The sequence below is a fragment of the uncultured Enterovirga sp. genome (genome assembly GCF_964242715.1).
Classification (GTDB): Bacteria; Pseudomonadota; Alphaproteobacteria; order Rhizobiales; family Beijerinckiaceae; genus Enterovirga.
The window spans coordinates 44,146-59,194 of sequence record NZ_CAXTAZ010000007.1; the positions used below are offsets into that span (position 1 = coordinate 44,146).

Below are 15,049 nucleotides of genomic sequence, written 5' to 3' on the forward strand. Positions count from 1 at the left end.
GACCTTCGTGCCGCATTGGCTGTTCAAGTCGGAGCCGTCGTCCTGGTCGTGGGACCGGCAGGTCGCGGCCGGCGCTGCCGGCACGCCCTGGAACGGCGTCCGCAACCATTCCGCCAAGCTGCATCTCATGGCCATGGAGGTCGGCGAGCAGGGCTTCTTCTACCATTCGAACGAGGGCAAGGCCGTCGTCGGCATCGTCGAGGTGATCCGGACCTATTACCCGGATCCGTCCGATGCCACCGGCCGCTTCGGCATGGTCGACCTGAAGGCGGTCGAGCCGCTCGCCGAGCCCGTCACGCTCGAGATGGTCAAGACCCAGCCCGAACTCGCCGACATGGCGCTGATCCGGAATTCGAGGCTCTCCGTCCAGCCTGTCACGGACGAGGAATGGCGGGTCGTCCGCAAGCTCGGCGGCCTCTAACGCGTCATAGGCAGGAGGAGGACAGGATGTCAGGTCTCGCGAGCACCCTCTCGATCCCGATCGCGGCCGTTGCGGCATGGCTCCTCGGAGCGGTCTGGTACAGCGTCTTCTCGGAGACGTGGCTCGGGGCGCTCGGCAAGACCAGGGCCGAACTCGTCGGGGCGACCGGTAAGCCGTCTCCCCTTCCCTTCGCCCTGTCCTTCGCGGCCGAACTCGTGATGGCGACGGTGGTCGCGATCCTGGTGGCGCGTCTCGGCATGACGAGCGCGGCCGGCGGCATGTCGATCGGCATCATGGCCTGGGTCGGCTTCGTGGCCACCACGCTCGGCGTGAACCACGCCTACACGGCCGCGAAACCGGAACTGAGCCTGATCGACGGCGGCCATTGGCTCGTGGTCCTGCTCGTCATCGGCTTCATCGTCGGCGGCCTCGCCTGAGAGGGCGCGCGACGCGGAGGCAACCGCCGTCGCCTCCGCGCGTTCTCAGCCCAACCGGAGCCTCTTCATGCGCCTTCTTCCCATCATCGTGGCCGCCGCCTGCCTCGCGAGCGCAGCCGCCACAGGCCAGACTGCACCCTCCGGGGTCGATGCCCGCTCGCCCTCGACGGCGGGGCCAACGCCTTCTCCCGTCGGCGGGGCCGGCCGGAACGTGACCGCCACCGGCCAGACGAAGCCGCCGGGCGCCGCCGTCGCCCCCAATGCCCCGATCGACAACCGAAGTGGGCTCACGCCCGAGCTCGACCGGAAGAGCCGCGAACTCGACCGTCAGATCAGCAAGGGCATCTGCAAGGGCTGTTGAGATAGCCTATCCGGCGTCGAGCGCGGCCGCGACCGCCTCGCAATAGACCCGCGCCCCGAGGGCGATGTCGTCGTCGGACGTGTTCTCGGACCAATGGTGGCTGATCCCACCGATCGACGGCACGAACAGCATCGCGGCCGGCATCACGCGGGCGAGATATTGCGCATCGTGACCGGCCCCGCTCGGCATGCGGAGGGCGCAACCGGGCTGCACGGCGTTGGCAGCCCCGTCGATCAGGCCCTGCAGCGTCTCGTCCATCAGGGCCGGCCGGCTCTGACCCAGGATCTCGATCTCGATCGGGCAGGCACCGGCCTCGTTCGCGGCCGCGACCAGCCGGTGAAGCTCCGCCTCCAGCCGGTCCAGCGTCGCCGGATCGGCATCGCGGAACTGGAACAGGAGCGAGGCCCGGCCCGGGATAATCGAGGGGGCGCCCGGCTCCAGCGTGATCCGCCCGGTGGTCCAGACGGTCGCCGGCCCGGCGATCTCCGGGAAGCGGCGGTCGATCTCGCCGAGAAGCCGCACGAGCGCGAGTCCGGCATCGCGCCGGCGCGCCATCGAGGTCGTGCCGGCGTGGTTCTGCTCGCCAACGGCCGTGATGCGGAATTGCCAGATCGCGACGATGGCCGTCACCACGCCGATCTTCAGTCCCGATCCTTCGAGCGTGGCGCCCTGCTCGATATGCGCCTCGACGAAGCCCCTGTACCGTCCGGGCTCGACCTGCCGGCGCGGAACCCCGGCGAGCCCGGCCCGGGCGAGCGCCTCCCGGAGCGGCGTGCCGTCGTAGCGGTTCGCGAGCCCGTCGATCTCCGCCTCGTCGAGCAGGCCCGTATAGGAGCGCGAGCCGATGAAAGAGCCGAAATGGCCCTCCTCGTCACACCAGGCGGCGACGTCGACGCCGCGGCCGATCGCGCGGGCGGCCTCGAGGGCGAAGACCATGCCGAGCGCCCCGTCGAGCCAGCCCGCATGATTCTGGCTCTCGAGATGCGAGCCGGTCAGCATCTTCGGACCCGGTCCGGGCGACAGGCCGTAGACATTGCCGATCCCGTCGATCGAGCTCTCGAGCCCGGCCTCCGTCAGCTTCGCGGCGAACCAGCGCCGGGCCGCGATGTCCTCCTCCGAGAAGGTCGGACGGTGCACGCCGGTCTCGTAGGCGCCGAAGCGGGCGAGTTCACGGAGGTCGGAGAGGACGCGGTCGGATCGGAAATCGAGCATGATGGCTGGCCGTGCAAATCGAGCGCCACTTACGGCGATGTCGAGATGGAGGCCAAAGTCGAAAGCGGCGCTCCTTGCCGGTCGGTAGCCGCTTTCGTACACCCTCGGCAATGCAGCCGTTGAACGGCCGAGATCAGGACAGGGAGGGCTCAGGTGGACACCCCAACCCATAGCCAGAATGTGCACGAGGTGACACCCGAATGGGCCGCCCGCGCCTATGTCGACGATGCCACCTACCGGGCCATGTACGAGGCCTCGGTTGCGGATCCCGAGGCGTTCTGGTTCGAGCACGGCAACCGCATCGAGTGGTTCGAGACCTACACGACGGTGAAGAACACCTCCTTCGGCGGCCCCTTATCCGAGATGGGCGAGGTCTCGATCGGCTGGTTCGAGGATGGTGTCACGAACGTCGCCCATAATTGCATCGACCGGCATCTCGAGGAGCGCGGCGACCAGGTTGCGATCATCTGGGAGGGCGACGACCCGTCCGAGTCGAAGCGCATCACCTACCGCGAGCTGCATGCGGAGGTGTGCCGGATGGCGAACGTGCTCCGCAATCGCGGCGTCGAGAAGGGCTCGACCGTCACGATCTACATGCCGATGGTCCCCGAGGCCGCCTACGCGATGCTGGCCTGCGCACGGCTCGGCGCGGTGCATTCGGTGGTCTTCGGCGGCTTCTCGCCGGATTCGCTGGCCGACCGCATCCAGGGCTGCGGCTCCCGCATGGTGATCACGGCCGACGAGGGACTGCGGGGCGGCCGCGCCGTGCCGCTCAAGGCCAATGTCGATGCCGCCATCGCCAAGGTGGGCGAGGTCGACCACGTCGTGGTCGTGCGCCGGACCGGCGGTGCGGTCGAGATGGTGCCGGGCCGGGACGTCTATCTCGACGAGGCGGCCGAGCAGGTCACGGACGAATGCCCGTGCGAGCCGATGAACGCGGAGGACCCGCTCTTCATCCTCTACACCTCGGGCTCGACCGGGAAGCCGAAGGGCGTGCTGCACACGACCGGCGGCTATCTCGTCTATGCCTCGATGACGCATCAATACGTCTTCGATTATCACGACGGAGACATCTACTGGTGCACGGCCGATGTGGGCTGGGTCACGGGCCACAGCTACATCCTCTACGGGCCGCTCGCGAACGGCGCGACCACGCTGATGTTCGAGGGCATCCCGACCTACCCGTCCGTCTCCCGCTTCTGGGAGGTGATCGACAAGCACAAGGTCAACATCTTCTACACCGCTCCGACCGCTATCCGGGCCCTGATGGGCGCGGGCGAGGTGCCTGTGCGACGGACCTCGCGGGCCTCGCTCCGGCTCCTCGGCTCGGTCGGCGAGCCGATCAATCCGGAGGCCTGGGAATGGTATCATCGGGTGGTCGGCAACGGCCGCTGCCCGATCGTCGATACCTGGTGGCAGACCGAGACCGGCGGCATCATGATCACGCCGCTTCCGGGCGCCACGCGGCTGAAGCCGGGCTCGGCGACCCGGCCCTTCTTCGGCATCGTGCCGCAGATCGTGGACGCGGAGGGTCAGGTGCTGGAGGGCGCCGGCCAGGGCAATCTCGTCATCGCGGAGAGCTGGCCCGGCCAGATGCGCACCGTCTTCGGTGACCACCAGCGCTTCGTCGAGACGTATTTCTCGGCCTATCCCGGCAAGTATTTCACCGGCGACGGCTGCCGGCGCGACGCCGACGGCTATTATTGGATCACCGGCCGGGTCGACGACGTGATCAACGTCTCGGGCCATCGCATGGGCACGGCCGAGGTGGAATCGGCCCTCGTCGCCCATCCCAAGGTGTCCGAGGCGGCCGTCGTCGGCTACCCGCACGACATCAAGGGCCAGGGCATCTACGCCTACGTGACCTTGATGGCCGGCGAGGAGTCCTCCGACGAACTCCGCAAGGAACTCGTCGGGTGGGTGCGAAAGGAAATCGGCCCGATCGCCTCGCCCGACCTCATCCAGTTCGCGCCCGGCCTGCCCAAGACGCGCTCCGGCAAGATCATGCGGCGCATTCTGCGCAAGATCGCCGAGGGCGAGTTTTCCGCACTCGGCGACACCTCGACGCTGGCCGACCCGGCCGTGGTCGACGACCTCGTCGAGAACCGGCAGAACCGGGCGAGGACGCCGGAACGGGCAGCCGGAGGCTAAGGATTGCAGAGCCAAGCCGGAAGGGGCGCGCAAGCTGAGGAGCGACAAGGGGGAAAAATCGACCCTGGAAGCGGTTGCCTGGAGACGATCCGTCTCGACGCGGACAAGTCACCCCGATAAGCCGGCCTGGCCCATGAACCTGTCCGGCGCCACCACCCGTCTCGCCCCGGGCATCCTCCTCTGCACGGGCGTGACGCTCCTCTCGATCGCGCTTCAGCGCGCGGAGGAGGCCGTGTTCGGGCACCCCTATGTCGAGGCGCTGGTCCTCGCGATCCTGCTCGGGACGCTGATACGCACCTTCTGGATGCCGTCTGCGCCGTGGCGCGAGGGGATCGCCTATTCGGCGAAGACGCTGCTGGAGGTGGCGGTCTTCCTGCTCGGCGCGTCGGTGTCCTTCGGACTGATCGCGTCCGCCGGTCTCGGCCTTCTCGTCGGGATCGCGGCCACCGTCGCCGTCGTGATCGTGGCGAGCTACGGGGTCAGCCGCCTCCTCGGCTTGCCGCGCCGGATGGCCGTGCTGATCGCCTGCGGCAACGCGATCTGCGGCAACTCGGCGATCGCGGCCGTCGCCCCGGTGATCGGCGCCAAATCCGACGAGGTCGCCTCCGCCGTCGCCTTCACGGCGATCCTCGGCGTGATCGTGGTTCTGGCTCTGCCGCTGCTGATCCCGCTGACGGCGCTGAGCGAGACGCAATACGGGGTCGTCGCCGGTCTCACGGTCTACGCCGTGCCGCAGGTGCTCGCCGCGACCGTGCCGGTCGGCCCGGTCGCGACTCAGGTCGGAACCGTCGTCAAGCTCGTGCGCGTCTTGATGCTCGGGCCGGTCGTGATCGCGATGGCGTTCCTGGCGCCCCGCATCGCGGATGTGAGGCCGGAGGGGCCGGTCAGGAAGCCCGGTTTCGGACGACTCGTGCCCTGGTTCATCATCGGCTTCCTGATTCTCGCGGGCGCCCGCTCGCTCGGGCTCATTCCCGATCCGGTGGTCGGACCTGTGACCTTCGTCGCCCGGTTCTTGACGGTGATCTCGATGGCGGCCCTGGGACTGGGCGTGGACGTGCGGGTCCTCGGGCAGGTCGGGCCGGCGGTGGTCGCCTCCGTGACGGCATCGCTCCTCTTCCTCGTCGCGATCAGCATCCTTCTCGTGCGCGTGCTGCACATCGCCTGAGCGCCCTGGCGCTTGGACCGGCGCAGAAGGATAGGCTAATCAGCGAAGACGGCCGGGCCCTCAGGCCCAGGCAGGCGCGCGACCAAGGGCGGCCGCGGAGCCCAAGCGGAGCGAAATACCATGTATCCAGAAACCCGCCTGCATATCGCCGGAGAATGGCGCGCCGCCCGTTCGGGCGAGACCATCCCGATCATCAACCCGGCGACCGCCGAGGAGATCGGCCGGCTGCCGAAGGCCGGCATCGCCGATCTCGACGAGGCGCTGGCAGCGGCCGATCGCGGGTTCAAGCTCTGGAAGACGGTGTCGGCCTACGAGCGGTCCAAGATCCTCCGCAAGGCCGCGGACCTGCTCCGCGAACGGGCCGACGGGATCGCCCGCACCATGACGATCGAGCAGGGCAAGCCGCTCGCCGAATCCAAGGGCGAGACGCTGGCCGCCGCCGACGTCATCGACTGGTTCGCCGAGGAGGGACGCCGCGCCTATGGGCGCGTGATTCCGGCCCGCATGGACGGCGTCATGCAGTTCGTGGTCCGCGAGCCGGTCGGGCCGGTCGCTGCCTTCACGCCCTGGAATTTTCCGATCAACCAGGCGGTCCGGAAGGTCTCGGCGTCGCTCGCGACCGGTTGCTCGGTGATCCTGAAAGGGCCCGAGGAGACGCCCGCGAGCTGCGCGGCGCTGATCCAGGCTTACCTCGACGCCGGCATTCCGGGCGACGTGCTCGGGCTCGTCTTCGGCAGCCCGGCCGAGATTTCGAGCTACCTGATCCCGCATCCGATCATCCGCAAGGTGACCTTCACGGGCTCGACGGCGATCGGCAAACAACTCGCCGGACTCGCCGGGCAGCACATGAAGCGGGTCACGATGGAACTCGGCGGCCACGCCCCCGCGATCGTGTTCCGAGACGCCGATGTCGGCAAGGCCGCGAGCGTGCTGGCCGCGAACAAGTTCCGCAATGCCGGTCAGGTCTGCGTGTCTCCGACGCGGTTCCTGGTTCATGAATCCATCCTCGAGGATTTCACCGAGAAGTTCACGGCGGCCTCCAAGAAGCTCAAGGTCGGCGACGGGCTCGACCCCGAGACCCGGATGGGTCCGCTCGCGCATGATCGCCGCGTCACGGCGATCGAGGGCTTCGTTCAGGATGCCCGCGACGCGGGCGCGGAGATCCGGACCGGCGGCAGCCGCATCGGGAACCAAGGCTATTTCTTCGAGCCGACCGTGCTTACGAATGTCCCGCTGACGGCTCGGATCATGAACGAGGAGCCTTTTGGGCCGATCGCCGCGATCCGGGGCTTCTCGGAGGACGACGAGGCGCTCGACGAGGCGAACCGGCTTCCCTACGGGCTGGCCGCCTACGCCTATACCCGCTCCACGATCACGGCCGAGCGGGCGGCCTCGCAGATCGAATCCGGCATGGTGTCGATCAACCATCACGGCCTCGCCCTTCCCGAGGTCCCGTTCGGCGGGGTCAAGGATTCGGGCTATGGCAGCGAGGGCGGGTCCGAGGCGATCGAGGCCTATCTCAACTCGAAATTCGTGAGCCAGGCGCGGGCGTGAGGGTCGAATTCACTGCTGCTGTCGCCCGCTTCTCTCGAGGCGCGCAGTGCGATCGGACCGGGGCGGCGTGTCGGCCGCCCGTTCTGAGCCGGAACATAGTTGGGAACGCCTGTTGTGTGTTAGGCTGAGCGGCGTGATCACGAGGCGGCTCGCATGAGTGAGATGAAGGTCAACAATATCAACGTCGATCTGATCCAAGATCAGGCGACGATTGCCCTGATCAGGCAAGGTGAGCCTGTTGTGGGAAAAGCAACGCACGCATTTATCAGTATCAACGTGCCAATCACAAGCCCGGGCGATCAACCTGAGAGCACCATTCGGAAGAAAGCAATTGATGAAGCGCGAAATGCGCTTCGGGAAGCCCTACGTGTCCTTGATGCTGAGGCTGCTTAAGGTTTGCCATGCCTGAGTCGGCTTTCTCAATTGACGCGATCGTGCTTGAGTCGCGTCTCTCAACTATCGAGACGAAACTCAGCGATACGTCTGCTCGGGAGCGCCTCGCAGCTGTTGAGGCGGAGACGAAGGCGCTAACCGCATCGTCTGTTCGAATGGACGAGCGTTTCCGCTCGCTGCCAAACGAAAAGGAGCTGACCGACTTACTTCAGAGGCTGGCTCGTCTTGAGACCCGAGTCGCTCATCTCCCGAGCAAGGGCTTCATCATAACGGTTGTAACCACGATCGGAGCTTTGATCGGGACGGTCCTTTCGTTCGGAAAGCTCAGGATCATTCTTGGCTTGTGAGGTCAGCCGAATGGATCCGCTTTCGACCTGTCGTCTCGCCCAGACCGTCGCCCGCGAGTTCGGCACGCCCTGCGCCGTGGTCGATCTCGACCGGGTTGAGGCCAACATCGCCCGGCTGCAGGGTCGCTGCCGCGAGGCCGGCATCGCGAACCGGCCCCATATCAAGACCCACAAGAGCCCCGTCTTCGCCGCGATGCAGCGCGAGGCCGGCGCGGCCGGGATCACCTGCCAGAAGCTCGGCGAAGCCGAGATCTTCGCGGAGGCCGGGTTCACCGACATCCTGATCAGCTACAACATCATCGGCGACGAGAAGATCGCCCGGCTTGCCCGACTGATGGAGCGCGCGCAGCCGATCGCGAGCGTCGACAACCCGGTCGCGGTGGCGGCGGCCGCGAGCGCCGCCCGATCCGCAGGCCGCACGCTGCCGGTCGTGATCGAATGCGACACCGGTCGCAGGCGGGCAGGCGTGGAGAGCGCGCCGGAAGCGGTGGAGATCGCCCGAGCGATCCGCGACGCGGGCCATCTCGAATTCGCGGGTTTCCTGCTCTATCCGCCCGAGGGCGGCGTTGCCGTGACCCAACGCTTCCTCGACGAGGCCGGAGCCGGGTCGCGCGATCTTGGCTTGCCGCCGCCCCGCATCGTCTCGACCGGCGGGACCCCTAATCTCGCCGATCTCGGCAGGATCGACGGGACGACGGAACATCGGGCCGGCACCTACGTCTTCAACGACCGCATGATGGTGGCAGCGGGCGCGGCGACCCTCGAGGATTGCGCGCTGACGGTCGTTGCGACCGTGGTGAGCCGGGGCGGGCCGACCAGGGGTATTCTCGACGCGGGCTCGAAGACGCTCTCCTCGGATACCGGCAAGCTCGACGGGTTCGGCCTGATCCTCGAATATCCCGAGGCCCGGATTCACGCCTTCGCGGAGGAGCACGGCTTCCTCGACCTGTCCGGCTGCGCCGCACCGCCCAAGGTTGGCGACGTTGTCCGGGTGGTCCCGAACCATGTCTGCGTCGTCGTGAACCTGATGGACCGTCTCGTCGCCACCCGCGGCGGCATGATCGTGGGCGAGATTCCGGTCGCGGCACGAGGTCGGATCAGCTGACGAGGCTGACAGGCAGAGATCGTCAACCGAGATTTTCGACGCTCTGTGAACCGGCGCCGAGTAGCATTACAGGATGACGCCTGCCCACATCCTGCCGCCCCGAGCGGCGCCGGGTAGGTCCAAGGGGGCGAATGTGAGAAAATACTTCGGGACCGACGGAGTCCGCGGCCGGGCGAACGAGATCATCACGCCTGAACTCGCGCTCAAGATTGGCCAGGCAGCCGGGCTGCAGTTCCAGCGCGGAAATTACCGCCATCGGGTGGTGATCGGCAAGGACACGCGGCTGTCGGGCTACATGATCGAGACCGCGCTCATTGCCGGCTTCACCTCGGTCGGGATGGATGTCCTTCAACTCGGCCCGATGCCGACTCCTGCGGTCGCCATGCTGACCCGGTCGCTGCGCTGCGATCTCGGCGTGATGATCTCGGCCTCGCACAACCCGTATGAGGATAACGGCATCAAGATCTTCGGGCCTGACGGTTTCAAGCTGTCGGATGAGACCGAGTTGGCGATCGAAGAGCTCCTCGACACGAACCTGTCCGCGCGTCTCGCGAAGTCCGAGGCGCTCGGCCGCGCGAAGCGGATCGAATCCGTGCATGCGCGCTACATCGAATTCGCCAAGCGCACCTTGCCCCGACAGCTCGATCTCGAAGGCCTGCGTGTCGTCGTCGATTGCGCGAACGGCGCCGCCTACAAGGTGGCTCCCGAGACGCTCTGGGAACTCGGCGCCGACGTGATCGCGATCGGGGTCGAGCCGGACGGGTTCAACATCAACCGCGATGTTGGCTCGACGGCGCCGAGCGCGCTCGTCGCAAAGGTGAGGGAGCGGCGCGCCGATATCGGCATCGCGCTCGACGGCGATGCCGACCGGGTCATCATCGTGGACGAGAAGGGCCGGCTCGTCGACGGCGACCAGCTCATGGCCGTCGTGGCGCGCTCCTGGCTGCAGGACGGCCGGCTGACCCAGCCGGGCGTGGTCGCGACCATCATGTCCAATCTCGGCCTCGAGCGCTTCCTGGGCACGCTCGGTCTCGACCTCATCCGGACGGCGGTCGGCGACCGCTACGTGCTCGAGCATATGCGCGAGCACGGCTACAATCTCGGCGGCGAGCAGTCCGGACACATCATCCTGTCCGATTTCATGACGACGGGCGACGGCCTGATCGCGGCGCTGCAGCTCCTCTCCGTGGTGAAGCGGCTGGACAAGCCCGTCTCCGAGGTCTGCCACTGCTTCGAGCCGCTGCCGCAGATCCTCCGGAACGTGCGCTACGGGGCGGGTCAGCCGCTCGCGGCCGATGCGGTCGTCGTCGCGATCGCGGCTGGGCGCGCCCGGCTCGGCAATGCGGGCCGCCTCGTCATCCGGCCGTCGGGCACCGAGCCCGTGATCCGGGTCATGGCGGAGGGAGACGATCGCGCGCTCGTCAGCTCCGTCGTGGACGATGTGGTGGACGCCGTCACCCGTGCGGCTGCCTAGCCCGTCAAGCACATGCGAGGCAGTTCCGCCCCGTCGCACGGACTGAAGGTTAATCGGTAAGGTTAAGTCCCGTTTAACCCTCCTCTGCAAAGGTCTCTCAGTCAACGCCGCGCCGCTGACCGATTCGGCGGCGCAACAACTGAGGGACCCTGCCATGGGCAGCTTGAAAGTCTACGCTACTCTGGCGGGATTTCTCGCAGTCGCGACGTCGATCACGACGGCGCGTTCGGCTGATCTCCTGCCTCCTCCCCCGCCGATGCCGGCGGTTGAGTCGATCTCCGAAGATTTCGGGGGCGGCTGGTACCTGCGCGGCGATGTCGGCGTCAGCAAGTACGAGGGCTCCAAGTTCAAGAATCCCGAATTCCCGACCTCCGTCTATTTCGGCGAGGATTTCGGTTCGGGCTCCTTCGCCGGCGGCGGTGTCGGCTACCAGTTCAACAGCTGGTTCCGGGCCGACATCACCGGTGAATATCGCTTCTCGACGGGGATCAAGGTCCGCGATCGGGACGTGTTCTTCGACGGGTTCGGCAACCTGATCATCTCGAACGAAAAGTCGAAGGGCGATTATTCGGCCGGCGTTTTCCTGGCGAACGCCTATATCGACCTCGGCACCTGGCACGGGATCACCCCGTTCATCGGTGGCGGCGTCGGCTACGCCTATCACTGGCTAAACAACTTCGAGACCTCGACCCTCAACGTCTATGCCAACCCGGCCTTCGGGGTCGGCGTCAGCGGCGGAACCTTCCGCGACAAGGACAAGGGCGATTTCGCCTGGGCCCTTCACGCGGGTCTCTCGTATGACGTGACCCAGAACGTGAAACTCGAACTCGCCTATCGCTACCTCAACTTCGGCAGCATCCGGACCGGCGTGATCGATTGCCTCTGCGGCCAGGTCTACCAGGGCCTGAAGATCAAGGACCTGGAATCCCACGACGTGAAGCTCGGCATGCGCTGGGCGCTCGGCGGCACCTCGGCGGGCCCGGCCTACGAGCCGGCCCCTCTCGTCCGCCGCTACTGAGCGAGACCATGACGGCCCGGCTTCCGCCGGGCCCGACGAGACGGCGCGGGATCAGACCCGCGCCGTTCCCGTTTCGGCCACCCGCTGATACGGATGCCGCGGCACCAGTCTGCCGGGCCTCGCGGAGAGGCGAGGGATGAGCGACATTCCCGATTTCGACGCGGCCTTCCAGCGGCGTCTGGAGGACCTCTTCGTCTGGCGCCGGGATGTACGGTCCTTCCGGCGCGAACCGCTCGAGAGCGGCGCGCTCGATCGCCTCATCGGAATCGCCTGTCTCGCACCGTCGGTTGGGCTCAGCGAACCCTGGCGCTTCGTCGTCGTCGACGATGCCGAGCGCCGCCGCGCGATCCGGGATAGTTTTTTTCGTTCGAACGAGGCGGCCCTGGCGGCCCAGCCCGCCGATCTCGCACCGCTCTATGCGGCACTGAAACTGGCCGGGCTCGACGACGCCCCTTGCCAGCTGGCGATCTTCGCCGAGCGCGAGACGCTGCAGGGTCACGGCCTCGGCCGGGCCACCATGCCCGAGACCCTGGACTATTCCGCCGTAATGGCCGTGCACACGCTCTGGCTTGCGGCGCGGGCCGCCGGGATCGGCGTCGGATGGGTCTCCATTCTGGAACCCGGGATCGTGCAGGCCGCGCTCGATGTGCCGGAGACGTGGCGGCTCGTCGCCTATCTCTGCATCGGCTATCCGGCCCGCGACGAGGATGCCCCCCTTCTCGAACGGGCCGGCTGGGAGCAGCGTCGCCTGACGGCCGGCAAGGTCTTGAGGCGCTGAGCCGACCTGGACGGCGGGAATTGCCTAATCCGGCTCTTTGCGTCTATAGCCTCGCCATCGGGCAGAGCGACACCCTTGGAGGTCGCATGCCGTGCGTGGCCGGACGAGAGGTCCGGCCAGCCGACGGACAGGCCGCCCTCGAGGGCGGCCTTCGAATTTTCGGAGAGATGCCATGAGTGCTGTGAAGGAACTCAGGGCCGTGGCGCGTGACCGGGTCGGCAAGGGGGCCGCCCGGGCCGTGCGTCGAGGCGGCCAGATACCGGCGGTGATCTACGGGGGCGGCGCTGCGCCGGCTCCCGTGGCGCTCGACGCCAACGAGATGCGTCGGCTGATCTTCGCCGGACATTTTCTGACGACGATCTTCGAGGTCGACGTCGATGGCCGCAAGACGCGCGTCATCCCGCGCGATTATCACCTCGATCCCGTCAAGGACATGCCGATGCATGTCGACTTCCTGCGCGTGACCGCGGGCCAGACGCTGACGGTCGAAGTGCCCGTGCACTTCCTGAACGGCGACACGGCGCCCGGGATCAAGCGCGGCGGCGTGCTCAACATCGTGCGCCACACGATCGAGCTCGAAGCCCCGGCCGATGCCATTCCGGAATCGGTCGAGGTCGACCTCGCCGGGCTCGACATCGGTGATTCGGTCCATATCTCGAGCGTGAAGTTGCCCGACGGCGTCACCACCACCATCGACCGCGACTTCACCATCGCGACGATCGCGACGCCGGCCGGTCTCGGTGCCGAGGTCGAGGCCGAGGAAGCCGCCGTCAGCGAAGCCGCCAAGGCGGAATCGGAAGCCGCCAAGGAGGGCTGATCGGCGCCGGGCTTTGCCCGGCCCGACCTGCGCCTCTCCATGCGGCTCTTCGTCGGCCTCGGAAATCCCGGTTCCCGCTACGGTGGCAACCGGCACAATGTCGGCTTCATGGCCGTGGACGCGATCGCCCGTGCCCATGCCGCCCAGCCCTGGCGCCGACGCTTCCAGGGTCAGGCGGGCGAGGCATTGCTCGGCGGTGAGAAGGTCGTGCTGCTCAAGCCCGAGACCTTCATGAACGATTCCGGCCGGGCGGTCGGGGAGGCGCAGCGCTTCTTCAAGCTCACGCCGGCCGATACCGTCGTCTTCCATGACGAACTCGATCTCGCGCCCGGCAAGCTGCGGGTGAAGACGGGCGGCGGCAATGCCGGCCATAACGGCCTCCGGTCGATCACGGCGCTGTGCGGCAACGAATATCGGCGCGTGCGGATCGGCATCGGTCATCCGGGCCACAAGGACCTGGTCCACGGCTACGTGCTGCGGGACTTCGCGACGGACGAACAGCCCTGGCTCGACGATCTTCTCCGTGCGGTGGCCGACCATGCCGTCCTGCTCGCCGCCGGCGACGATCCGGGCTTTCAGAACAAGGTCCACCTCGCCATGGAGGCGAGAGGCTGGGGCGAGGCGAAGCGCGAGGCCAAGTGAGGCCCGCCGGGGCCGAGACGGCAATTCAGCTTTGACGCCGGCCACAGCGCCGCCGTCGGGATAGGGTGGGATCATGGGTTTCAAATGCGGGATCGTCGGGCTGCCGAATGTCGGCAAGTCGACGCTGTTCAACGCGCTGACGCAGACGGCGGCCGCGCAGGCCGCCAATTATCCCTTCTGCACGATCGAGCCGAATGTGGGCGAAGTTGCGGTGCCGGACCCGCGCCTCGACCAGCTGGCCGCGATCGCGGCCTCGAAGGAGATCATCCCGACGCGACTCACCTTCGTGGATATCGCTGGGCTCGTGCGCGGCGCCTCGAAGGGGGAGGGGCTCGGCAACCAGTTCCTGGCCACGATCCGCGAGCTCGATGCGGTCGCCCACGTGGTGCGCTGCTTCGAGGATGACGACATCACTCACGTCGAGGGTGCGATCGATCCCCTGGCCGACATCGAGACGATCGAGACCGAACTGATGCTGGCCGATCTCGACAGCCTCGAGCGTCGGGTGATCGCGCTCGAGAAACGCTCCCGCGGCGGCGACAAGGAGGCCAAGGAGAGCCTCGACCTCGTGCAGCGCTCGCTCGTGCTCCTGCGGGAGGGCCGGCCGGCCCGGCTCGTCGCCCGGAAACCCGAGGAGGAGCGCCTCTTCGCCACGCTCGGGCTCCTGACCGCGAAGCCGGTCCTCTACGTCTGCAATGTCGAGGAGGGAGCGGCCGATGCCGGCAACGCCCGTTCCGCGAAGGTGCTCGATCTCGCCGCCCGGGAAGGCGCGCGAGCCGTCGTCGTCTCGGCCAAGATCGAGAGCGAAATCGCCGTCCTGCCGCCCGCCGAGCAGCGCGAGTTCCTCGAGGCGGTCGGGCTGGAAGAGCCCGGGCTGAACCGCGTCATCCGAGCCGGCTACGACCTCCTCGGCCTCGTCACCTATTTCACCGTCGGGCCGAAGGAAGCCCGGGCCTGGACGATCACCAAGGGCACGCGCGCTCCGCGGGCGGCCGGCGTGATCCACACGGATTTCGAGAAGGGCTTCATCCGGGCCGAGACGATCGCCTACCCGGATTACGTCGCGCTGAAAGGCGAAGCCGGCGCCCGCGATGCCGGCAAGCTGCGGCTCGAGGGCAAGGACTACCTCGTCGCGGACGGCGACGTGCTGCATTTCCGCTTCGCGAACTGAGCC

At 67.4% G+C, this 15,049-nt stretch carries 16 protein-coding genes; 15 read left to right on the plus strand and 1 reads right to left on the minus strand.

Annotated elements, in window-relative coordinates; genetic code table 11:
• The first annotated feature begins 7 nt into the window (after window positions 1-7).
• The 3 genes from ACFE87_RS05620 to ACFE87_RS05630 all read left to right on the plus strand — a co-directional run bounded on the left by ACFE87_RS05620 (window position 8) and on the right by ACFE87_RS05630 (window position 1,219).
• Window positions 8-421, plus strand: a complete 414-nt coding sequence (locus tag ACFE87_RS05620) for an EVE domain-containing protein (RefSeq protein WP_375458635.1) — start codon at window positions 8-10, stop codon at window positions 419-421.
• 26 nt (window positions 422-447) lie between these two features.
• Complete coding sequence (locus ACFE87_RS05625; RefSeq protein ID WP_375458636.1) at window positions 448-858, plus strand: DUF1761 domain-containing protein; 411 nt, start codon at window positions 448-450, stop codon at window positions 856-858.
• A 67-nt stretch (window positions 859-925) separates the two neighbouring features.
• Entirely contained in the window at window positions 926-1,219 is a 294-nt protein-coding gene (locus tag ACFE87_RS05630; RefSeq protein WP_375458637.1) for a hypothetical protein, read from the plus strand.
• A 6-nt stretch (window positions 1,220-1,225) separates the two neighbouring features.
• On the opposite strand, the gene ACFE87_RS05635 is transcribed toward ACFE87_RS05630, so the two are convergent.
• Window positions 1,226-2,431, minus strand: coding sequence for a Zn-dependent hydrolase (locus ACFE87_RS05635; protein WP_375458638.1), 1,206 nt, complete (start codon window positions 2,429-2,431; stop codon window positions 1,226-1,228).
• A gap of 153 nt (window positions 2,432-2,584) precedes the next feature.
• On the opposite strand from ACFE87_RS05635, the gene acs reads away from it, so the two are divergent.
• From acs to ychF, 12 genes are all read left to right on the plus strand, one after another.
• Entirely contained in the window at window positions 2,585-4,582 is a 1,998-nt protein-coding gene (gene acs, locus ACFE87_RS05640) for an acetate--CoA ligase (RefSeq protein ID WP_375458639.1), read from the plus strand.
• Window positions 4,583-4,715: 133 nt separating this feature from the next.
• The gene (locus ACFE87_RS05645) at window positions 4,716-5,747 is read left to right on the plus strand and encodes a YeiH family protein (RefSeq protein WP_375458640.1); all 1,032 of its coding nucleotides are present in this window, start codon (window positions 4,716-4,718) and stop codon (window positions 5,745-5,747) included.
• A 120-nt stretch (window positions 5,748-5,867) separates the two neighbouring features.
• Window positions 5,868-7,301: an NAD-dependent succinate-semialdehyde dehydrogenase gene (locus tag ACFE87_RS05650; protein ID WP_375458641.1), complete on the plus strand. Its 1,434-nt coding sequence runs from the start codon at window positions 5,868-5,870 to the stop codon at window positions 7,299-7,301.
• Between the two features lie 153 nt (window positions 7,302-7,454).
• Window positions 7,455-7,694, plus strand: coding sequence for a hypothetical protein (locus ACFE87_RS05655; protein ID WP_375458642.1), 240 nt, complete (start codon window positions 7,455-7,457; stop codon window positions 7,692-7,694).
• A gap of 8 nt (window positions 7,695-7,702) precedes the next feature.
• Window positions 7,703-8,041 (plus strand): hypothetical protein, encoded by a 339-nt coding sequence (locus ACFE87_RS05660; RefSeq protein WP_375458643.1) that lies wholly within the window; start codon window positions 7,703-7,705, stop codon window positions 8,039-8,041.
• Between the two features lie 10 nt (window positions 8,042-8,051).
• Window positions 8,052-9,146: an alanine racemase gene (locus ACFE87_RS05665; RefSeq protein WP_375458644.1), complete on the plus strand. Its 1,095-nt coding sequence runs from the start codon at window positions 8,052-8,054 to the stop codon at window positions 9,144-9,146.
• A gap of 133 nt (window positions 9,147-9,279) precedes the next feature.
• Complete coding sequence (glmM, locus tag ACFE87_RS05670) at window positions 9,280-10,620, plus strand: phosphoglucosamine mutase (protein WP_375458706.1); 1,341 nt, start codon at window positions 9,280-9,282, stop codon at window positions 10,618-10,620.
• 154 nt (window positions 10,621-10,774) lie between these two features.
• Window positions 10,775-11,638: an outer membrane protein gene (locus tag ACFE87_RS05675; protein ID WP_375458645.1), complete on the plus strand. Its 864-nt coding sequence runs from the start codon at window positions 10,775-10,777 to the stop codon at window positions 11,636-11,638.
• Between the two features lie 136 nt (window positions 11,639-11,774).
• Window positions 11,775-12,416 carry a 5,6-dimethylbenzimidazole synthase gene (bluB, locus tag ACFE87_RS05680; protein ID WP_375458646.1) on the plus strand — a complete coding sequence of 214 codons (642 nt, stop codon included), beginning with the start codon at window positions 11,775-11,777 and terminating at the stop codon, window positions 12,414-12,416.
• A gap of 172 nt (window positions 12,417-12,588) precedes the next feature.
• Window positions 12,589-13,233, plus strand: coding sequence for a 50S ribosomal protein L25/general stress protein Ctc (locus ACFE87_RS05685; RefSeq protein WP_375458647.1), 645 nt, complete (start codon window positions 12,589-12,591; stop codon window positions 13,231-13,233).
• A gap of 39 nt (window positions 13,234-13,272) precedes the next feature.
• A complete protein-coding gene (gene pth, locus ACFE87_RS05690) occupies window positions 13,273-13,875 on the plus strand; it encodes an aminoacyl-tRNA hydrolase (RefSeq protein ID WP_375458648.1) in 603 nt (200 codons plus the stop codon).
• A 73-nt stretch (window positions 13,876-13,948) separates the two neighbouring features.
• The gene (gene ychF, locus ACFE87_RS05695; RefSeq protein WP_375458649.1) at window positions 13,949-15,046 is read left to right on the plus strand and encodes a redox-regulated ATPase YchF; all 1,098 of its coding nucleotides are present in this window, start codon (window positions 13,949-13,951) and stop codon (window positions 15,044-15,046) included.
• The last annotated feature ends 3 nt before the right edge of the window (window positions 15,047-15,049 follow it).